We start from the raw sequence: 19912 nt of genomic DNA, 5'->3' as shown, positions 1-19912 counted from the left end.
AAGATGAATGTAAAATATTATGACGCATTGGTAATTGGTGGCGGTCTAGCTGGTCTTAGAGCTGCTGTGGCTGCTGGAGAAAAGGGCTTAAGCACCGTAGTTTTGAGCCTCATCCCTGTAAAACGCTCTCACTCTGCTGCTGCGCAAGGCGGCATGCAAGCAAGCCTTGGTAACTCTAAAATGAGTGAAGGTGATAACGAAGATGTACACTTTGCTGATACGGTAAAAGGTAGCGACTGGGGTTGTGATCAACAAGTTGCACGTATGTTTTGTCAAACTGCTCCAAAAGCTATCCGTGAGCTTGCAGCTTGGGGCGTGCCTTGGACTAGGATCACAAAAGGCGAAAGAAGCGCTATCATCAACGCTCAAAAAACAACTATCGTTGAAAAAGAAGAGGTTCATGGCCTTATCCATTCACGTGACTTTGGTGGTACAAAAAAATGGAGAACTTGCTACACAGCTGACGCAACTGGTCACACCATGCTTTTTGCTGTTGCAAACGAAGCGCTTAAACACAATGTAGAAATTCACGACCGCAAAGAGGCGATCGCCTTGATACACCAAAATAACCGCTGTTACGGCGCGATCGTTCGTGACCTGGTAAATGGCGAGATCACAGCTTATGTTTCAAAAGGCACACTTATAGCAACTGGCGGTTATGGTAGAGTTTATAAACACACTACAAACGCTGTTGTTTGTGAAGGTATCGGCGCTGCGATCGCACTTGAGACTGGCGTAGCTCAGCTTGGCAACATGGAAGCTGTTCAGTTTCACCCAACTCCGATCGTCCCATCTGGTATTCTTTTAACAGAAGGTTGCCGTGGTGATGGCGGAATTTTACGTGACGTTGATGGATACCGCTTTATGCCTGATTATGAACCAGAGAAAAAAGAGCTAGCTAGCCGTGACGTCGTTAGCCGCCGTATCATGGAGCACATCCGTGCAGGCAAAGGCGTACCTAGCCCTTATGGCTATCACGTTTGGCTTGATATCTCTATCCTTGGACGCGAGCACATTGAGAAAAATTTACGTGACGTTCAAGAAATTTGCGAAATTTTTAACGGCATCGATCCTGCTGACACTGAAGTATATACTGACGAGACAGGACATCAGCGTGGCAAAGGCTGGGCACCGATCCTACCTATGCAGCACTACTCAATGGGCGGCATCAAGACAAAACCAACTGGCGAGAGCCCAACACTAGCAGGTCTATTTAGCGCTGGTGAGGCTGCTTGCTGGGATATGCACGGCTTTAACCGCCTTGGTGGTAACTCAGTTTCTGAGACAGTTGTCGCTGGTATGATCGTTGGTGATTATTTTGCAGATTATTGTGCTAGCCACGAGATCGAGATAAACACAGCTGATATCGAGAAATTTGTTAAAAAACAAGAAGACTATCTAAATAGCCTCGTTACAAAAGAGGGTAAATTTAACGTCTTCGATATCAAAAACAAGATGAAAGAGGTAATGTGGGAGCACGTTGCGATATTTAGAACAGGCAAAGGTCTAGAGCTTGCTGTTAAAGAGCTTGAAGCACTTTATAAAGAGTCACTTGATGTAAAAGTAAGCAACAAAGCACTATTTGGCAACCCAGAGCTTGAAGAGGCTTACCGCGTGCCAAAGATGCTAAAACTAGCGCTTTGTATCGCGAAAGGTGCGCTTGATAGAACAGAGAGCCGTGGTGCTCACTGCCGTGAAGACTATCCAAAAAGAGATGACCTCAACTGGCTAAACAGAACGCTTACAAGCTGGAAAGAAGGCGACACTCTGCCAACTATCACTTATGAGCCACTTGATATCATGAAGATGGAGATGCCGCCAGCATTTAGAGGTTATGGTGCAAAAGGAAATATCATCGAGCATCCAAACAGTGCTATCCGTCAAAAAGAGGTCGATGAAATTCGCGAGAAAATGCAAGCAGAAGGCAAGAGCAGACAAGAAATTCAAGAGGCTTTGATGCACTATGACCTTCAACCAAAATATAAAGCACCAAATGAAAGAGCAGGTATAGGAAATGAGTAGAAAAATAACCATAAAAGCTTTTAAATACAATCCTTTAAGCAAAGTTTCAAAGCCTCATTTTGCGACTTATGAGCTTGAAGAGACTGATGGTATGACGCTATTTATCGCGTTAAATCAAATTCGTGAGAAATTTGATCCAGATCTCAGCTTTGACTTCGTTTGTCGTGCGGGAATTTGCGGTAGTTGTGGCATGCTAGTAAATGGCAAGCCAAGCCTAGCTTGCAGAACCTTAACAAAAGACTTTGAAAGCGGTGTCATAGAGCTTATGCCTTTGCCAGTCTTTAAACTACTAAAAGATCTAAGCGTAGATACTGGTAACTGGATGAACGCTATGAGTAAGCGAGTCGAGAGCTGGATACACACAGATCATGAGACAGATATCTCTAAGCTTGAAGAGAAAGTTGAGCCAGAAGTCGCTCAAGAAGTTTTCGAGCTTGATCGCTGTATAGAGTGCGGAATTTGCGTCGCATCTTGCGGAACAGCTATCATGAGACCTGATTTCATCGGCGCTGTTGGTCTAAACAGGGTTGCTAGATTTAAGATAGACGCACTTGATAAAAGAACTGACGAGGACTTTTACGAGTTAATAGGCGATGATGATGGCGTATTCGGTTGTATGACTTTGCTTGGTTGCGAAGACAACTGCCCAAAACACTTACCACTTCAAAGCCGCATAGCTTATATGCGTAGAAAAATGGCTGCTATAAAGTAGCAAAGGGGCTGTAAAAAGCCCCAAATTTATTTAAAAACTCTGCAAACAGACACCAAGATGCAGATACAAATGTCTAGCGTTGCAAATAAGAAAAAGATAAATATTAAAAGCGGAAACGACAAGACTATGCCCATTATATAGCCAAGCGGCAAGGTAATAAAAAACAAAAGACCAAAGCCAACACTAAAGCAAAAAAATATCGCAAACAATGAAGCGATTACGTTTATAAATAAGTTGATATTTTCAGAGAAAAACTCTGTTAGGCTTACGTATTTCATGCGGTGATTATAGCTTTTAAGATTACAAAAATTGATGAAAATTTATCTAGCATTTTAGAAAAATGAACTATGGGACTGAACTTATAAATAAAGGTCCAGAAGGTGGGATAGATGGCATCATGGATGAGCTAGGACTTTCTAAAATTTACATCCAAGCAAAGAGATATAAAGATGGCAGCAACATAGGCAGGCAAGAGATCCAGCAGTTCATCGGCGCTATCTCAAACAAAAATACTAAAAAAGGCGTCTTTATCACTACAGCAAAATTTACAAAAGAGGCCCAAACGTTTGCCAAAGATAGTCAAAACTTTAGCGTAGTCTTGATAGATGGAGACAGACTGGCTGAGCTAATGATAAAGTATAAAGTAGGCGTTCAAACAAGTCAGATATATGAAATTTGCAAGATCGACACCGACTTTTTTGATGAAAATAATTTTTAAAAATGCTAGCGAATTTAAAATTTGCAAGGCGCTCACATGTGCAGTTTGAAGTCAAATTTTACTTTAATATCACCGAACTCTCTTGCAGTTTTTCTAGCTTTAAAATTTGCTCTTTTGGTTTTGCTTTTAGGCGCTCAAGCATCGCTATTTTTTGGGCGTAAATTTCATTAAATTCGGTCTTTATATCAAGCAAAGTTTTATTTAAAAACGAGTTGTTTGAGCACATAAGATCGTCAAATTCATAAAGGCTAAAGGCATTTAGCATGCGATCAAAAACCTCTTTTGCGCTCGGGATGTAAAGCGGTGTGCCCATTTGCAGGTGCGAATTTAGCGAGTTTTCGATCTTTTGCTTTAGAAAATAAACCGCAAGCTTAAGCGCATTTTCGTAGTTTGATGCGACCTTTACGTCAAGCTTTTCAAAAAAGAGCGATATCTTTTGTGTCGCCTTAAATTTGGCATTTTCATACTCTCTTAAGAAGTTCTCATAGGTTCTGCCAGCGTAGGTGTTTATAGATTTTGTCTCGTAGTTTGAGGCAAACTCATCAAATGGGTTAAAACTCTCATAGCGAGATTTGTAAATAAAAAGCTCATCTTCTAAGCTTTTATAAAGCTCATCAAAAGCCGATATGATCTCGTTTTCAAGCTCTTTTAGATCTTTTTTGTAGCGTTTAAAAAATTTAGAAAAGACGATATCTTCATAGATGAGCTTTAAAAAGACCTCGTCCGTGTCAAGGCTTATCATCTCAAAGTTCTCACGCTTATAAATTTCTTTGTTTAAAAGCGTCTTTACTGGGTTAAATTTTGTCCTAGAAAATGGCTTAAGTAGCTTAAAAACCTCATCGCTTGCAAGCTTTATAGCCTCGCTCATATCGCTATATCGCAGGGCGATTTTAGGCTTAAACTCCTCTTTTATCGCTTCTAGTTTTTCTTCAAGCGTGCCATTAAATTTATCTAAAATTTCACCAGCTGCGTTATAAACTTTGAGGCGATTTTCTTGCTCAGCGATTAAAAAATTTACTATCTTTTTCGCCCTTGCTTTTATGAAATTTTCTTTAAAGTTCGTGTTTAAAAACGCCTCTTTTACCGCGCTTAGTGCTTTAGCAAAATTTGAGCTTTCTAGCTCGCCCTTGTTTTCATTTGTGATGCCATTTAGCGCCTGCTTTGACGAGATGGCGATGATATCTTCAAAAAGCTCGCCATAAGTTTGCCTAGCGTGCTTTAGCAAACTTTCAAGCTCGTCCTTGCTAAGCTTGTCCTTTTGGTTGATGAAACAAAGCGCTTTTAGGTCGTTTGTCCTTAAAATTTCTTCTACACTTTCAAGCTCGCTTGCCTTTGCTGCGTTATTTGCAAGGCTTAGCCAGATCGCACCACAGACCTTTTTTAGCGTGTTTTTGGTCTCTTTTGTGTCGGCATCTCTTAGCGAGTTTAGCCCTGGCGTGTCGATGAAATTTACCTCTTTTAAAATTTCACTTGGCGCGTAAAGTGTCATGCTCTTTATCTGCTCGCTCATGGCGTTTAGCTGGGCAAGCTCGCTGCTAGCTAGCAAGCTCTCGCTGCCATTTGTAAATTTCACGCTAAGAAGCGGCATCTTTGCAAATTTTAGCCGCACAGCCTTTGCCGTGACAGGCGTTAGACCTGATGGCAAGATGTTTTGTCCAAGCAGAGCGTTTAAAAATGTTGATTTGCCACTTGAAAACTGCCCGATGACGGCGATGAGAGGTGGCTCATTTAGAGTGTCGATTAGTAAATTTAGGCTCTCTTTTATCTCATCGCTTGCGTGCAGACTTGGATCATTTAGCTCATTTACTAGCCTTGCTAGCTCGCCCTTAAAGTCGCTTGTAAAAACCTTAAAATATCTCGCCTTATAGGCATTTATGAACTCATTAAACATTTTCTAGCTCCCCTAAAAGCGAGCAAATTTCATCTTGCAAGGCGTTTTGCTCTTTTAGTTTTAAAAGTGAGTTTTGATTTTGCGAGCTAAGCTTTTCTAGCTCATGATCTAGCTCTTTTAGCCTCTTATCAAGCGTGGCTTTTTGAGCGCTTTCATAGGTTTTTATGAGGTATAAAAGGCGATTTTTTTCATGATCAGTTAAAATTTCACAAAATTGGGAGATATTTTTATCTTTTAGCAAGCCCTCTTTTAAGCCTAAAAGTGCTTCACTTGCATCACTTGAAATTTTCGCTCTAAATGCAGCTAAAAGCTCCTTAAATTCAAGCTTTACGCCCATTTGCTCTAAAAAGTCATTGATGTTAAAAACCTCATCTTTACTCATCACATAATCATCAAAATTTAAAGCGATATTTTGCTCGCACGATCTTGTTTGCACTAAAGTTTCGTTTCTAGCCTCTCTCATAAGTGCCATCACACCGTCACGAAGCGTCGTTTTTGCGATCTGCTCTAGTCGCTCTAAATTTAAGCTTTGCTTTTTGCTTTTACAGTAGGCTATCTCGCTTTTTACCTTGTCGTTTAGGTTTTGTAAAAGCGTCTCAAGCCCCATTTTATAGATATTTTTGGTGTTGCTGCTTTCAAGCTTTGCAAGCTCATTTTGAGTTAGACTTTCAAGTTTAGAGAAATTTTCACTAAGTGCGTTTTTAACGCTTGCCTGCTCATTTTGAAGCTTTTTAAGCTCCACCTCATAAGCTTTGAGCGACAAAATTTCAGCCTTAGTAGCTTCAAGCTTGTTATTTAGGATATTTTTTAGCTCCTTTTGATACGAGCTTAAGATAAGGGCTGATTTTTTAGAGTTTTTGCCAAAGAGCACCTCGTAAAGATAGTCTTTAAACTCCTCTACACCGCTATTTGCAGCGCCTTCTAAGTAGCTTTTTGCACTAAGCGCAAAATAATCAATCTCCACGCCATTTATCTGCTCGCCGATCGCTTTTTTAGTGTAGTTTAGCGTCTCGTTTAGCTCTTTGGCACTTAGCTCATCAGCGTGAGTTAGCACCACGGCAAGCCTTACGATATGCGAGTTTTCAAGACATTTTTTCAAAAATAGCGCGTCCTTTTGCGTGGCACTTTGTGAGGCGTTCATTAGGTGGGCTAAAAGGTCGCACTTTTTCATAAAATTTGTAGTGATCTGCTCTCTTAAAATCACCGCATCATCGATACCTGGCGTGTCTATGATGCAGACGTTGTCCTTTAAAAGCTCCAAGTCGTCATAAAGCTCGACGCTTTTTACGAGATTTGCTGTTTTTGAGCTTGAAGAGGTGTAGTTTTTTATCTCATCTATGCCGATATCTACGCTTTTGCTTGGCAAATTTTCGCTTGGTATACCAAGTGCTAAAAGCTCATCTAAGGTGTAAAAATTTACCCTTGCAAAGCTATCTTTGGAGTATTTTAAAATGGTTAAATTTATCGTTTCTGGCACGTTTGAAGCACCAAGGACGGATTTGTTTAAAAGGGCGTTTAAAAGGGTTGATTTGCCAGAGTTTATGACGCCGCTTGCAGCTATGTTAAAAAGCGTTTCGTTTGATCTTTTTTTGGCTGCCACAAGCGCCTCTAAAAATGTTTTTTCATTATCAAACAAGCTTGCTTTTTTGTTTATCTCATTTAAAAAGTCTAGGTTTTTATGGAAGTGATCTTTTGGCTTTATATGAGAAATTTTAGCCTCATTAGTCCCTTTGTTTTTGCTTATGATCTTTTCTAAAAAGCCAAATTTCTCATCATCTATGATCTTTTCATCACGCAATATTTCTAGATATTTTACTATCTCATCGCTTGAAATTTTAGCCTCATTTAGTGCCTTAAGAGTCGCAAGCTGCGCACTTTGTATGCTAAATATATCTAGCTCAACCTTAAGCCTTTTTAGCACCGCTCTAAACTCATCAAGCGCCATAAACTGATCTAAATTTTTCTCGTCGCAAACTAGAAGAAGAGCTAGCAGATCTGGGTAAAATGGCACGCTAGCAGCAGCATTTGTATAAATTTTATTTGCACGCCAAGCCTGTTTTAAAAACTCATCCATAAAGACTCTTTTTGTTGATATTTTAGGATTTTATTAAATTTTTACTTATGAAGCTATCAAAGAAGAGTTACGAGCTTTAGTAGATGGTAAAATATAATTTTAACTTCTCAAAATAACAAATTTGCTCTTATCAAAATAAGCAAGAGCATGCTTTTAAAATGTAATACTTTTAAACTTAAATATATTTATTTTAGTAGCAAAATTTATCTTGCATAAAACATCGCAACCAAACCGCGGTTTATATCTTTCGTATCGCCGTCATCTATCTTTGTAACCTTTGAGATATTAACACTTTTATCGCTATTTATCATGAAGGTAAGCTCAATAACTCTCTCATTTATCTTTTTAGTATTTTCACCAAAATAGATCACTTCTGGCTCTTTTTGCGAGTAGTAGGCAGCGTATTTGCTTTGGACTACGACGTTGTCAAAGACCCATTTTTGCTTGATATCTAAAATTTGAGCAAGCTCATTTTTAAACTCAAGGTCACAGCTAACAGAGGCTATATAGCTAGCGCTTTCTTTCGTCGGATCAAATTTACAGTGCTTGTTTGCGATGGATAAAATAGTCTCTTTATCTATGCTTTTACCGTTCTTTAATATGCTATTTGCGCTATCAAGTGCTAGCTCCAAGCTGTTATCAACTTTTTTTTGCTGAGCAGCCTTGGCATTATTTAGAGCTTTTATGTAGCCATTATTTTTTCTTTTAAACTCATCTTCAAGTACATTTTTCCCCACTACGCAGCTTACTTTAACCACTTTCTTTCCATCGCTACTAATGTCTTGCCACTGAGTACTTGAGCAACCTTTAAAGCTATCTATCGCCGAGCCTATCGTTATTGATTTATTACCTTTTAAAATATAGTTTTTAACAATGCCTATATTGCTTTCCTTGCAGCCCACTAATAATAAAAGTGCGCTAAATCCTAGAAATAGAGCCTTTTTCATCATTTTACCTTTTTGTAAATCTGACAAAATAGTACCAAACTAAAGTTTAAATTATTATGATTTTATTAAAATAAATTACATAAATATAATTTATTAAAATAATTATTTAAATTTTAAGCTTGAAATAGTGCAAATTTGCATTATTTCAAATTTTAAAAATAGAAGATTTTAAATAAAAGTTTTTGAGGAAATTTAGATATCTAGCTCAAACTTCTTAAAGCTAACCCTTGGATTTATAGTTAGCTTATCATGTGAGATAAACTCTTTTTTTAAGTATTTCTCACGTCCAGCCCTTGCTATCATCAGAGCATTATCAGAGCAAAACGCAAGTGGAGCTAGCAAAAGCTCGCACCCATTTTTTTGACAAAGCGCTTCAAGTCTTTTTCGTAAATTTAAATTCGCGCTCGCTCCACCAACCACGCCAAAGCGCTTAAAGTTTCTTAGCTTGAAAACCTTTTTAAGCTTATTTAAAATGTGCTCGCAAGCCGTATTTTCAAAGGCATAGCAAATATCTGCAATATCTTTTTGTGTGATGGTTTCAAGCTTTGAAATTTCAACTCTGACTTGGTTTTTTAGCCCTGAAAAGCTGTACTCAAGGCGTTTGTCGTAAAGAAGCGGGACAGTAAATTTAAACCTATCTTTATCCTCGCATAAAAGTGCGTTTTGCTGCACCACAGCACCCCCTGGATAGCCAAGATCAAGCATCTTTGCCACCTTGTCAAAGCTCTCGCCAAAGCTATCATCGCTAGTGCTTGCAAGCTCTAAAATCTCGCCATTTTCGCTAATCTCAAGAATCATCGTATGTCCGCCACTTACTAGCAAAACGCCAAGCGGAAAGGTGGCTTCGCGGTCTAAAAATAGCGAGTAGATATGACCAACTAGGTGATTTACGGCGATTAGTGGGATATTTAGGGCGATACTTAGCGATTTTGCCATGCTCACACCACCTATTAGGCTCACGCTTAGCCCTGGCTCGTTTGTCACGGCGATCGCGTTTATATCTTTTAAATTTAGCAAGATATCATTTAAAAGTGCTGGCAGTGCCTTTGTGTGAAGCCTCGCTGCAAGCTCTGGAACCACGCCACCAAAGATAGCGTGCTCCTCTTCTTGTGAGATCTTTTTATAATAAATTTGCTCCAGCGTGCCTTCATCTATGAGTGCGACAGAGCTGTCATCGCAGCTACTTTCGATGCCAAGTATCATCTAAACTCCGCTAGTATCATGCCAGCAAATTTCTCTTTGCCATTTTCGCTTTTGTAAAACTCAACTCGGTAAATTTTGCCATCTTTATCTATGCTATAGCTTTTGTTTAGGCTGTTTTTATCGATGTCCTGCTCGCTCTCATCGATGCTTTTAGTACCATATCCTATAACATTTACGCGCACGTTTTTGAGTGATTTTACTTTAAAGCTCTTTTTAACGCTAAATTTGTCGCCACTTTTTAGCACCTGCTCGTTGCCATCGCTCAAAAGAGAAATTTTATCAAGCGGCTTTGCAAACTCGAAGTATTGCGGTTTTAGCCTTGTGACAGAGCGGTTACCATACTGCACTTTGTAAGTGTCATTCTCTTTTATGACGGCGATTAGTGGATTTGGCGAGTGGTAGTTTAGCTCGCCCTTTTTAAATGGCACGAAGCTTATCACTGGTTTTAAATTTTTAAGGCTAAGAGCGTAGCTGTCAAATAGCTCAAGTCTGATCTCTTTTTCGATCGCCTTTTTCACGCTTTTTACATCAAGCTCAAATGGCCTAGTAAAACTAATACCAGCCTTTTTCATATACTCTTCGATCGCCACTAGGTGATAATATGTCCTTTGCTCGGCATTTAAATTTTTACTAGCTTCGTTTGCAAAGGCTGACTTATTTTGCGTGATAGCGTAGTAGGTGAGGCTTTTTAGCATCTCTTTATCGCCCATCGCGGTGTGCGTATTTTTGACGTGATACCGATGTTTTGGGTCTATAAGGTGCTTATTTAGCACGTCTTTTACGCTTGAGGCGATGCTTTCAAGCTCTGGGTACTTTGAGCCTGGTAGCGTGCTTTGGTCGATGATGCAGGTGTTGCCCCATTTGTCTGGATTTTCATCCTTGCTTATAAATTTATCTCTATAATATCCGCTACCATCGTGTAAATTTAAGATGAGAGTGACGTTTTTGTCGGTGATGACGTCTTTTATCTTCATCACTGAGTTGTAGTCTGGATCGTCCTTTTCGACATGGGCAAATTTTCTATTCATATCGCCCTTTGTGCCGCGACTTCGCTCGATGATGCTTGGGAAATTTAAATTTGGCACGACCCAAAGCGAGCCTTTTGTGATGTTATAATCAGTCGCCACGATAGAAGCCGCCAAAAAACCGCCTGGCTCGTCGCCTTGTATGCCTCCGATTAAGAGCATAGTATTGCTACTTGGCTCACCTTTTTTGATAAGTGCATAGTCCAGTGCGCTTGCATTTGCAAGGCTTGCAGCCACTAGAGCTGCCAGAAAAAGTCTAAATTTACGCATTAATATCCTTCGTAATGCTTTGTCTTTGGCAAAAGCAAATTTAAAACTATACCAGTAACCGCGCCAAGTCCGATACCTGAAAATTTAACCGCTCCAAGGTCAAGCACCATGCCACCGATGGCAAAGATGAAGATGAGGGCTACGATTATCATATTTCTAGGATCGGCAAGATCGACTTTATTTTTTATAAGTGTCTCCATGCCAACGCTTGCAATGATGCCAAAAAGTAGTAGCATGATACCGCCGATAACTGGTGCTGGGATGGTCGAGAGCACCGCACCAAGCTTGCCAACGAAGGCTAGCACGATAGCAGTGATCGCTGCAAAGGTCATGATCGCTGGATTATACGCTTTTGTAAGGCTAACTGCACCTGTGACCTCTGAGTAGGTGGTGTTTGGCGGACCACCAAAGGCAGCAGCTAGCGAGGTGGCTAGGCCGTCGCCTAAAAGGGTATTTTTAAGGCCTGGATTTTTCAAAAAATCCTCTTTTGTGACGTTTGAGATAGCAAGCATATCGCCGATGTGCTCGATCGCTGGGGCGATGGCGATAGGTATCATGTAGATGATCGCTTCGAGTTCAAATTTTGGTGCGCTAAAGCTTGGCACTCTAAACCAAGGAGCGTTAGCGATGGCGCTAAAATCAACCATGCCAAAGCAGTAAGCCACGATGTAGCCAGCGATGATGCCAAGTAGGATCGGTATAAGTCTAAACATCCCACGTCCTAGCATCATGACAACGATAGTGGCTATAAGCGATGTGGCCGCTACCATCATAGCTACGTTTTGAGTGTAGGTCTCAGTAGCTGAAGTTGCCATTTTGACGGCATTTGGAGCTAGTATGAGGCCTATGGTCATGATGACTGGACCAACAACGACTGGAGGTAAAATTTTATGCAAAATTTTCTCTCCGCCAAAGCGAACAACAAGACTTAGCGCGACATAGAAAAATCCAGCAAATATAACTCCGCCCATGGTCACTGGTATACCCCATTTTTCGATGCCGTACTGAAGCGGAGCGATGAAGGCAAACGAGCTTGCTAGAAAGATCGGCGGGACATTTTTTCTAGTTATTAGCTGAAAAAGCAGCGTGCCAAGACCAGCGGTAAAAAGCGCTACGTTTGCATCAAGCCCCGTAAGGATAGGCACGAGCACGAGCGCACCAAAGGCGACAAATAAAAACTGCACACCGATCAAGCTTTGCTTAAGATCAAATTTATACCCCTCATACCTTTGCATTTAGCATCCTTTTTGCGTATTCTCTAACCTCTTTATCAACTTCATAAATTTCATCTATGCTTGAAATTTTTATATCTTTAAATTTTTTAGATGAGCCCAAAATGAGCCTTGATATATCTAAAAATGAGCACTTTTTCTCTAAAAAGCTAAATACTCCAACCTCGTTTGCAGCGTTTATGACGACACCTAGATCAGGACTAGCTAAGACTTCATCTTTTAGAGAAAAGACTGGATATTTTTTAAGGCTGATCCTCTGAAATTTGATATTTTTTAGATCAAGTAAATTTGCGTGTGAAACGATATTTTGCTCAACTTTTTCAAAGATAGCATGCGAAATGGCCAGCTTCATATCTGTGCGTGAGAGATGCATAGTGCTTGAGCCATCGATAAACTCAACTACGGCGTGGATGGCTGAGGTTGGCTCTATCACGGCCTCAATATCTTTTATGCCGTAAAGCCAGTAGGCCTCCATCACCTCAAAAAGCTTGTTTGTCATCGTCGCGCTGTCAATCGTTATCTTTGCGCCCATATCCCAGTTTGGATGTTTTAGAGCGTCGCTTGGCGTGGCATCTTTTAGAAATTTGATCGGTTTTTTATAAAATGCCCCACCGCTTGCTGTGATGATGAGTTTTTTGGCTGGAGTTTTGTTTTCTAGTAGAAATTTAAGCCCAAAATGCTCGCTGTCTATTGGCAAAATTTCTCTTGTTTTTAGAAATTTACCGCCAACAACAAGGCTCTCTTTGTTTGCAAGGGCGAGCCTTTTGCCAAGCGCTTGTGTCTTTAGACTAGGAGCAAGCCCAGCAAAGCCAACAAGAGCATTTATCACCTTTTTTGAGCTTGAAATTTCAAGCATCTCAAGCAGTCCAGCCTCGCCAAAAAAGATATTTCTTGGCTCAATATTTTTTACATTTTTAACTAGCTTTTCGTCGCCCACACAGACAAATTTTGGCTTAAATTTTAAAATTTGCTCATTTAGCAAAGCTACGTTTTTAGCGCAGCTTAGTGCCTCGACGCTAATGTCAAATTTCTCGCAGAGCGCTAGAGTATTTTTGCCGATCGAGCCAGTGGAGCCAAGTATTACCACGATAGCGACCAAAGTAGCGCAACAACGCCAAATAAATAGCCATCTATCCTATCAAGCATACCGCCGTGTCCTGGAAAAAGCGTGCCGCTGTCTTTGACTCCGCAAAGTCTTTTTAGATAGCTCTCAAAGAGATCTCCCCAGACCGCAAAGACGCAAACCAAGAAGCTTGAAAATAGAATTTGAAAAAAGCCTTCTGTTACGAAATTTCCAACGACGCAGCCAATTATGGTGCCCACTACCACGCCGCCAACTGCACCTTCGATGGTTTTGTTTGGTGAGCTTGGGCTAAATGGGTGCTTGCCAAAGGCTTTGCCAACGAAAAATGCGCCACTATCGCTTGCAACTACGCTTAAGATAAGCCACGCAAGATAGCCCATGCCATACTCCGAGTAGAGCATCCACATCATAAAAATAGGAGTTGTTGGATAGACAAAAGGTGCAACTAGCTTTAAATTTTCGCTTTTTATGTGCGCAAGGATAGATGCCACTAGCATGATCGCAAGGATCGCGATGAAGATCGGATTTGTAAAATATGTAAGCACGTAAAATGCGAGCGCTGCATAAACTAGCTGTTTGTGATCGATGCCATAAAGCTTGAGCGACTCATTAAAGGCAAAGTAAAGCACAGCGCCAAGCAAAATAAAATTTAAAATATAATTATCTATAAAAAAAACTACCAAAATAGCAACAAACATCAAAACGCCAGTGATAATGCGTGAAGACATACACTCTCCTTAAAATCGTTATTTTGCCGTAATTATAACACTTAAAATTTAGACGGCGTTTATAAGAGTGAAATTTGGTTTAAAATGTGTTTGAAAATTTGATACGAGCATGGAAGGATGTTTGATAGAGCTTAACATTGCATGCGTTTTATTAAATTTTTAAATTTCATGAACGAGTAATTTCGGCTCTGATTTTAGTGGTAAGCTTTGCGAGACCTAAAATCAGTAGCCAATTCTTACGAGTGAATGAAATTTTAAAATTTGAAAATACTAAATTTCTATTTTTAAGAATATAAACTTTAAATTTAAAAGATTTTGTTCAAAAGGGAGACAAGGGGACTTGAATTACGAAGCCGTCCCCTTATCTCCCTTTATATCCCACAATCCCCTCGCACGTTAGAGGTGCATGCGTCAGTGCTAAAGCACTGCATGCGCAGATATATCAACCAAATTTACTTACTCTATCTTACCTCTTGCTAAAACTGGCACCTTTTCGCAGACCTCATCGCCGCTTACAAGATAGGCGTAGTCGTACAAATTTACCACCGGGCAGATGTGATTTGGATATATGCGCACGAGATCGCCCACGCGCACACTTTTTGCAAATTTCTCGTTTAAGATGATCGCATGCTCGTCAAACAGGCTATCTATCCACACTTCATGCTCTGCGATGAGCCCCATGCCAGGCGTCGTGCAAAAGCCCTCACTGCGCCTCTCTTTTGTTAGAGCCTTTGCCCCAGCATCAAGGATCGTGCGGGTCGCAGTCGGCCTTGAGATCACGACGCTAAGCACGCTAGCAGCGTTCATATCAAAGCTACCATAAGCATTTGCCTGCGACGCATCCATAAATATATATGTGCCAGGGCGCAGCTCGGTGACGCCTTTTGGTATCTCAAAGTCGTTTATGAGTGATGGCGTCGAGCCTATGCTAACAGTAAAATTTTCATATCCAAACTCGCGCGCGATATCAGCAAATTTTAGCGTTCTCATGGTTGCCACTTTAAAAATTTGCTCGCATTCACGCTTATCTTTTGCCTTGTACGAGTGGCCCTCATGCGAGAAAACGCCGCAAAATTCCACGTTTTTGCACTCTTTAAAAGCACTCATCAAAGCTCTAAAATCGTCCTCTTCTATGACGCCTGAGCGGTTTTCGCCAACTTCTATCTCGACAAGTAGCCTAGCTATCTCACCAGCCTCGCCAAAGACCTCATCAATGAGCCTTAAAACGCCCACGTTATCGACGCCAAAGCTCACTTTTGCGCCAGATTTTAAGAGAGCTATAATGCGAGCAAATTTCTGCCTTGTAACGATCTCATTTGCGATGAAAATGTCGCTTAACCCCTCTTTTGCCATCACTTCAGCCTCGCCTACCTTTGCCACCGTAACGCCCTTTGCGCCGTGAGCCACTTGCATTTTCGCAAAGTATGGCATCTTATGTGTTTTGGTATGTGGTCTTAAGCTTACATTAAATTTATCAGCATATTTTTGCATTTTTTCTAAGTTTTTTAACACTATATCTTTATCTATGAGCAGTGCTGGAGTGTCTATTTCGGTGATTTTCATGAGCTATCCTTTCTTTTTTCTTAGATTTTAACTCTAATTATTTTAAAAAGGATAGCTTTTAGCGCTTTAAATTTTCAAAGTGTTACTTTTAGGCCTTTCTTGTGCCGATCTTTGGTGCGTCAAACGCCCTGACACGTTTTGGCGTGCCCTTAAATTTCTCGACCTCGACAAGGCTCGTGTGGGCGGTGTTGCTCTGGCTCATCTTGCTTGATGGCACGTCTTTTGTGAGCACGTTTAAATTTCCGTGCAAGCAAAGGCTCTTCTCGCCTGGCACATCTGGGTCATACCAAGCGCCCTCGCTCACGATAACGACGTTTTGTGGCACGTCCTCGGTCACAAATGCACCGCATAAAATTTCGCCCCTGTCGTTGTAAATTTTCACCACGTCGCCCATTTTTATCCCTCTAGCCTCGGCCGTTTTTGGGTTTATGAGCACTGGCTCACGCTCTGCGATCTCGTTAAAATGGCGAAGAACAGAGTTATTTAACTGCGAGTGAAGTCTAAATTTAGAGTGCGCACCGCTGATAGCGATAGGGTATTTTTTATTTTTTGCGCCCAGCCACTCAAATGGCTCAAGCCAAGTCGCATGCGGTGGGCAGTCATCGTAGCCAAAGCCAGCGACCGTTTCAGAGTAAATTTCTATCTTGCCAGATGGCGTTTTTAGCGGATTTGCAACTGGGTCGTCGCGGAATTTCTTGTAGTTTGTAAAGTAGTGTTTTGACTCATCGACCTTATCAAATCTAAAATAACCCTTCTGCCAAAACTCATCAAAGCTTGGCATGCTCTCATATCCAAGCCCAGCGGCCTTTTTAACGGCATCTTCGTAAATTTCCTTGACCCACTCCAGCTCAGTTTTACCCTCGCTAAATGCCTCTTCTCTGCCCCACTCTTTTGCGATGAGCCTTGCGATCTCGAAGTCGCTCTTGCTCTCGCCAAATGGCGTGACAAGTGGCTTAATGGCAAAGAGATATTCGCTAGTTGAGTTTGCCATCTCGATGTCCGTTCGCTCGCACTCAAGCGCAGCTGGCAGGACTATGTCGCTAAATTTGGCCGTGCTCGTCCAAAACGGCTCGCAAGTGATGATCGCTTGCACTTTTTGCATAGCTTTTATCGCTCTATTAGTCTCTGGATGCCTTGTAAATGTCGAGCCGTTGGCGTTAAACATCACTCTGATTTTTGGTAGCTTGTAGCTCTTGCCATTTCTAGTTATTTCCTTGCCAGGGATTAAAAGCGCGTCTATGAGTCTTGAGTTTGGCAGCTCGTAGCCCTTAGTCTTTGGTACAAGGCCGCTGTCAATAAATTTTTGTGGCACCTTCGTCTCAAAAGCCGCTAGTTTAGGCGCTATGAAGCTTTCATCAGCATTTTTGTGCATGCCGTCATTTGTGACAAAGCCACAACCCTCTTTGCCGATGTGTCCAAGCATCGCATTTAGCGTCACAAGCGCCCAGTACGCCATCTCGCCGTGATCTTGCCTTTGTATGGCGTAGCCGCTAACTATGACTGAGTCGTTTTTGGCTAGATCCTCGCTAAATTTCGCCAGTTCTTGCTCGCTCACGCCACAAATTTTACTTGCCCAAGCTAGGTTTTTATTGACTCCGTCTTTTGTGCCAAGCATGTACTCTTTAAATTTATCAAAGCCAACTGTGTATTTTTCTATAAATTCTTTGCTGTAAAGCCCCTTTTCAAAAAGGTAGTTGCACATACCTATCATCATCGCCGTATCGGTGCAAGGCACGACTTCAAGGTACTTTGCGCCAAAATATCTTGCGCTTTCGTTGTGATAAACATCTACGCTATAAATTTTCATCTCGCCGCTCTCGCCCTTTTTTCTGATCTCATCGTAGTATTTATATGAGTTGTGAAGCGGCACGCCAATGGCGATCTTGTTTGAAACGACTGGGTTTGTGCCCCAAAATACGATCGTTTTGGCATTTTTTAAGATAGCCTCCCACTTTGTTGGTGCTAGTGTTGGGTCGATCGAGCCAGTGATATGAGGCATGATGACAGTCGCTGCGCCGTATGAGTAGCCACCAAGCTCATTTACATATCCGCCAAGCACGTTAAGTAGCCTCTTTGCGGTCTTTTGACTGTGACCAACTTTGCCAAGGCTACCCCACTGATAAACCTGTCCGTATATCGCTTCAGAGCCGTATTTATCGAAATTTTCTTTTAAAATTTTCGCACTTAGTTTTATCGCCTCATCCCAGCTAACGCGCACAAACTCCTCTTTGCCACGAAGCTCTGGCTTTGGGTTGTTTGGGTCAGCCAAAAAGCTCTTTCTAACAAATGGATATTTTACACGGCTTTCGTTTTGGATATGATCAAGAAGTGCGTTATTTAGCTCATTTGGGCACGCGTCCCCCTCAAATGGCTCAGTCTCTACCACGCGCCCTGCGATAGTTTTTACATAAAATGGGCCAAATTTGTTCGCACATAGTCCGCTTTGCTTATCAAAAAGAGCCTGAGCTGCTCCGTCAAGCTCTTTTGCTTGAAGGCTTGCTGCGCTTAAGGCACCAAGTCTCAAAAAGTCTCGTCTTTTCATTTTTTCTCCGATTTTGGTTAAATTTACTGTTTTTGGTTGGTTTTATGAGTTATAAATTTAGTATTTTGTATCATCTTGTCATGAAAAGGCCTTGTAATGTAATACGCAAACTTGCGTCTAAATTGCGTTATTTTAGCCAAAAAAACATTAAAGGATAGGCAAATGGTAGGATTTTATGTAAATGTAAAGTTAAAAGCTGGATGTGAGGCGAAATTTGAAGAAATTTTAAAAGAGATCGTGCCAGCTTCTAGAAAAGACAAAGGCTGCATAAGCTACGAGTGTGGCGTAGTTGTGGGCGCTAAAAGCGAATACTGCTTTATGGAGAGCTGGGAAAATTTAGAGAGCCAAAAAGAGCATATGAAGAGCGCTCACATGGTGAAAAACGCAGCTGCTCTGGAGGCTTGCAAAGAGAGCCAAGAGGTGAAAATAATAAATTTTGTAAGCATAAAGGAATAATATTTGCTTAAAAAGGGGCAAAATTTAGAAAAATGAGCGAAGAAAAGATGCTTGAGATGATAAACGCGACTGCCGATATTATGTTTATGGCTATACTTAGAGGGCGTGTGAGCCTTGAAGCTTGTAAAAAGGACAAGGAATTTATCGACGCTCTAAGAGAAGAGCTGCTTAGCAAAAACCCAAACAAGCTCAAAGTCGCGCAAGACTCGCACCAGATGATCGCCATTTTCGAAAAATACCGCAATAAAAAATAATCCATTTAAAATTTAAATCCATTTGCCGATATTGTGTTGAAAGGATTTGACATGATAAACGCGCTAAATGGATTTAATCAAAGCTTTAACTATCAAGACGCTTTTAATAAGCAGCCAACGACTATCGCAAATTTAGGCAAAGTAAAAATTTCTCCCAATACCCTAGACATCAAGCATCTATCGCTTTCTGGCTACTCGTCAAATGATAAAATTTCTATCTGGGGCAAGATAAATGGCATTGATAGCAAGATGGGCAAAGATGAAGTTGCTAGCCTTAAAAATTTCGTTGATAGCACGAAGCTTTGGCGAGCAAGCTCCATCCTAACTAGTGAGAAAAACGGCTTTAGCGTAGATGAGTTTAATAAAACCTACAATATATCCGCTAGTGCCACCGACGCTCTTGGCATCATGATCAATCACAATAATGGCGCGCTTTATCTAAGCCCTGAAGCTAGAAATTTGCTAGATTCTGATCTAAGCATAGATGAATTTAAAGACAAATGGCTGGAATTTACCGCCGAAAGGATACTTGGCGAACATGCAAATGTGAAAATTTCTTTTAAAGATGGCGCTCTCTCTTATGAGCAAACATCAGCTAAGAAGCGCATAGAGATCTTAGGTCAAGCGATGCCACAGCGTGTAAGCTACGCTGATAAAAACAGCAAAGATGAGTTTTTGAAATTTCTAAAAACAAGTTATGAAAAGGGCGAAAATATCGCTGATGTGCTGCAAAATATCGCTCTTGTGCCAGTTAGGGAAGATGGCGATGAGGATATAGAAGAAGAGAAATTTAAGCCTATGCAAGTTACCAAAAAGAGCGTGACCTACACGGATAAGGATATAAAACGCGAGTTTTTTGAGGAATTTATCAGGCGTGAGGTCGAAAATGGCGCAAGCTTTGATGATCTAGTGCAAAAGCTAAACAAGCTAAAACCAAAGGATATACTGGCTTAGCTTTAGGTTTAAATTTTGGGGCTGGCTTAGCTCTTTAAATTTCTACTCAGGTTTAAATTTCTGGAGGCTAGTTTCACTTCTCAAATTTCTGCTCAGACTTAAATTTAAAAAGCTAGCCAGCTTAACCTACTAATTTTCTACTTAGTCTTAAATTTTAAAGAGCCAGCTTTGCCAACTAGATTTTTATTTAGATTTAAAGTTTTGCGAGCTGCCTTGCACTTTAAATTTCTATTTAGA

Annotated in this window: 17 protein-coding genes; 6 read left to right on the top strand and 11 right to left on the bottom strand. The window is 40.9% G+C overall.

The genetic code is table 11. The features are described from left to right. The first annotated feature begins 3 nt into the window (after window positions 1-3). A complete protein-coding gene (locus CVT00_RS02945; protein WP_103644086.1) occupies window positions 4-2022 on the top strand; it encodes a fumarate reductase flavoprotein subunit in 2019 nt (672 codons plus the stop codon). Further along, window positions 2015-2734 carry a fumarate reductase iron-sulfur subunit gene (locus CVT00_RS02940; RefSeq protein WP_004317555.1) on the top strand — a complete coding sequence of 240 codons (720 nt, stop codon included), beginning with the start codon at window positions 2015-2017 and terminating at the stop codon, window positions 2732-2734. Before CVT00_RS02945 ends, CVT00_RS02940 begins: the two co-directional genes overlap by 8 nt. Window positions 2735-2760: 26 nt before the next feature. Here the strand turns inward: CVT00_RS02940 and CVT00_RS02935 are convergent, their stop codons facing one another. Beyond that, window positions 2761-3012, bottom strand: coding sequence for a hypothetical protein (locus tag CVT00_RS02935; RefSeq protein ID WP_107915889.1), 252 nt, complete (start codon window positions 3010-3012; stop codon window positions 2761-2763). A gap of 62 nt (window positions 3013-3074) precedes the next feature. Here CVT00_RS02935 and CVT00_RS02930 point away from each other — a divergent pair, with 62 nt between their 5' ends. After that, window positions 3075-3452, top strand: a complete 378-nt coding sequence (locus CVT00_RS02930) for a restriction endonuclease (protein ID WP_103557945.1) — start codon at window positions 3075-3077, stop codon at window positions 3450-3452. 58 nt (window positions 3453-3510) lie between these two features. On the opposite strand, the gene CVT00_RS02925 is transcribed toward CVT00_RS02930, so the two are convergent. The 10 genes from CVT00_RS02925 to CVT00_RS02880 form a co-directional block, all read right to left on the bottom strand. Then, a complete protein-coding gene (locus tag CVT00_RS02925) occupies window positions 3511-5343 on the bottom strand; it encodes a dynamin family protein (RefSeq protein WP_103557944.1) in 1833 nt (610 codons plus the stop codon). Further along, window positions 5336-7417: a dynamin family protein gene (locus CVT00_RS02920; RefSeq protein WP_107915891.1), complete on the bottom strand. Its 2082-nt coding sequence runs from the start codon at window positions 7415-7417 to the stop codon at window positions 5336-5338. The genes CVT00_RS02925 and CVT00_RS02920 overlap by 8 nt, the downstream gene beginning before the upstream one ends. A gap of 203 nt (window positions 7418-7620) precedes the next feature. Beyond that, the gene (locus CVT00_RS02915) at window positions 7621-8364 is read right to left on the bottom strand and encodes a hypothetical protein (RefSeq protein ID WP_103557942.1); all 744 of its coding nucleotides are present in this window, start codon (window positions 8362-8364) and stop codon (window positions 7621-7623) included. Between the two features lie 192 nt (window positions 8365-8556). Next, the gene (gene tsaD / locus CVT00_RS02910; RefSeq protein ID WP_103557941.1) at window positions 8557-9567 is read right to left on the bottom strand and encodes a tRNA (adenosine(37)-N6)-threonylcarbamoyltransferase complex transferase subunit TsaD; all 1011 of its coding nucleotides are present in this window, start codon (window positions 9565-9567) and stop codon (window positions 8557-8559) included. Further along, window positions 9564-10862 carry a M99 family carboxypeptidase catalytic domain-containing protein gene (locus tag CVT00_RS02905; protein WP_103557940.1) on the bottom strand — a complete coding sequence of 433 codons (1299 nt, stop codon included), beginning with the start codon at window positions 10860-10862 and terminating at the stop codon, window positions 9564-9566. The genes tsaD and CVT00_RS02905 overlap by 4 nt, the downstream gene beginning before the upstream one ends. Continuing rightward, complete coding sequence (locus tag CVT00_RS02900; protein ID WP_103557939.1) at window positions 10862-12097, bottom strand: uracil-xanthine permease family protein; 1236 nt, start codon at window positions 12095-12097, stop codon at window positions 10862-10864. The genes CVT00_RS02905 and CVT00_RS02900 overlap by 1 nt, the downstream gene beginning before the upstream one ends. Further along, window positions 12084-13193, bottom strand: coding sequence for a 1-deoxy-D-xylulose-5-phosphate reductoisomerase (gene dxr / locus CVT00_RS02895; RefSeq protein WP_103557938.1), 1110 nt, complete (start codon window positions 13191-13193; stop codon window positions 12084-12086). The genes CVT00_RS02900 and dxr overlap by 14 nt, the downstream gene beginning before the upstream one ends. Then, window positions 13175-13906 carry a phosphatidate cytidylyltransferase gene (locus CVT00_RS02890; RefSeq protein WP_103557937.1) on the bottom strand — a complete coding sequence of 244 codons (732 nt, stop codon included), beginning with the start codon at window positions 13904-13906 and terminating at the stop codon, window positions 13175-13177. The genes dxr and CVT00_RS02890 overlap by 19 nt, the downstream gene beginning before the upstream one ends. Before the next feature lie 456 nt (window positions 13907-14362). Beyond that, on the bottom strand, window positions 14363-15469 hold the full coding sequence (locus CVT00_RS02885) for a D-TA family PLP-dependent enzyme (RefSeq protein WP_107915893.1): 1107 nt from the start codon (window positions 15467-15469) through the stop codon (window positions 14363-14365). An 88-nt stretch (window positions 15470-15557) separates the two neighbouring features. Then, entirely contained in the window at window positions 15558-18011 is a 2454-nt protein-coding gene (locus tag CVT00_RS02880) for a molybdopterin-dependent oxidoreductase (RefSeq protein ID WP_107915895.1), read from the bottom strand. Window positions 18012-18173: 162 nt separating this feature from the next. On the opposite strand from CVT00_RS02880, the gene CVT00_RS02875 reads away from it, so the two are divergent. Genes CVT00_RS02875 through CVT00_RS02865 form a run of 3 tightly spaced genes read left to right on the top strand, consistent with a single transcriptional unit; the run spans window position 18174 to window position 19675 of the window. Further along, the gene (locus CVT00_RS02875; RefSeq protein WP_103557934.1) at window positions 18174-18467 is read left to right on the top strand and encodes a putative quinol monooxygenase; all 294 of its coding nucleotides are present in this window, start codon (window positions 18174-18176) and stop codon (window positions 18465-18467) included. A 32-nt stretch (window positions 18468-18499) separates the two neighbouring features. Further along, window positions 18500-18721, top strand: a complete 222-nt coding sequence (locus tag CVT00_RS02870; RefSeq protein WP_002941152.1) for a hypothetical protein — start codon at window positions 18500-18502, stop codon at window positions 18719-18721. 51 nt (window positions 18722-18772) lie between these two features. Continuing rightward, window positions 18773-19675 carry a hypothetical protein gene (locus CVT00_RS02865; RefSeq protein ID WP_107915897.1) on the top strand — a complete coding sequence of 301 codons (903 nt, stop codon included), beginning with the start codon at window positions 18773-18775 and terminating at the stop codon, window positions 19673-19675. The last annotated feature ends 237 nt before the right edge of the window (window positions 19676-19912 follow it).

Origin of the sequence: Campylobacter concisus (assembly GCF_003048675.2) — a bacterium.
GTDB lineage: Bacteria > Campylobacterota > Campylobacteria > Campylobacterales > Campylobacteraceae > Campylobacter_A > Campylobacter_A concisus_F.
The sequence above is the reverse complement of the archived record's forward strand: the minus strand, read 5'-3'. Positions and strand labels throughout refer to the sequence as shown.

Excerpts from the sequence above, each read along its gene's own strand:
- CVT00_RS02945 (WP_103644086.1), top strand. The coding sequence starts at position 4 with ATGAATGTAAAATATTATGACGCATTGGTAATTGGTGGCGGTCTAGCT.
- CVT00_RS02940 (WP_004317555.1), top strand. The coding sequence starts at position 2,015 with ATGAGTAGAAAAATAACCATAAAAGCTTTTAAATACAATCCTTTAAGC.
- CVT00_RS02935 (WP_107915889.1), bottom strand. The coding sequence starts at position 3,012 with ATGAAATACGTAAGCCTAACAGAGTTTTTCTCTGAAAATATCAACTTA.
- CVT00_RS02930 (WP_103557945.1), top strand. The coding sequence starts at position 3,075 with ATGAACTATGGGACTGAACTTATAAATAAAGGTCCAGAAGGTGGGATA.
- CVT00_RS02925 (WP_103557944.1), bottom strand. The coding sequence starts at position 5,343 with ATGTTTAATGAGTTCATAAATGCCTATAAGGCGAGATATTTTAAGGTT.
- CVT00_RS02920 (WP_107915891.1), bottom strand. The coding sequence starts at position 7,417 with ATGGATGAGTTTTTAAAACAGGCTTGGCGTGCAAATAAAATTTATACA.
- CVT00_RS02915 (WP_103557942.1), bottom strand. The coding sequence starts at position 8,364 with ATGAAAAAGGCTCTATTTCTAGGATTTAGCGCACTTTTATTATTAGTG.
- tsaD (WP_103557941.1), bottom strand. The coding sequence starts at position 9,567 with ATGATACTTGGCATCGAAAGTAGCTGCGATGACAGCTCTGTCGCACTC.
- CVT00_RS02905 (WP_103557940.1), bottom strand. The coding sequence starts at position 10,862 with ATGCGTAAATTTAGACTTTTTCTGGCAGCTCTAGTGGCTGCAAGCCTT.
- CVT00_RS02900 (WP_103557939.1), bottom strand. The coding sequence starts at position 12,097 with ATGCAAAGGTATGAGGGGTATAAATTTGATCTTAAGCAAAGCTTGATC.
- CVT00_RS02890 (WP_103557937.1), bottom strand. The coding sequence starts at position 13,906 with ATGTCTTCACGCATTATCACTGGCGTTTTGATGTTTGTTGCTATTTTG.
- CVT00_RS02885 (WP_107915893.1), bottom strand. The coding sequence starts at position 15,469 with ATGAAAATCACCGAAATAGACACTCCAGCACTGCTCATAGATAAAGAT.
- CVT00_RS02880 (WP_107915895.1), bottom strand. The coding sequence starts at position 18,011 with ATGAAAAGACGAGACTTTTTGAGACTTGGTGCCTTAAGCGCAGCAAGC.
- CVT00_RS02875 (WP_103557934.1), top strand. The coding sequence starts at position 18,174 with ATGGTAGGATTTTATGTAAATGTAAAGTTAAAAGCTGGATGTGAGGCG.
- CVT00_RS02870 (WP_002941152.1), top strand. The coding sequence starts at position 18,500 with ATGAGCGAAGAAAAGATGCTTGAGATGATAAACGCGACTGCCGATATT.
- CVT00_RS02865 (WP_107915897.1), top strand. The coding sequence starts at position 18,773 with ATGATAAACGCGCTAAATGGATTTAATCAAAGCTTTAACTATCAAGAC.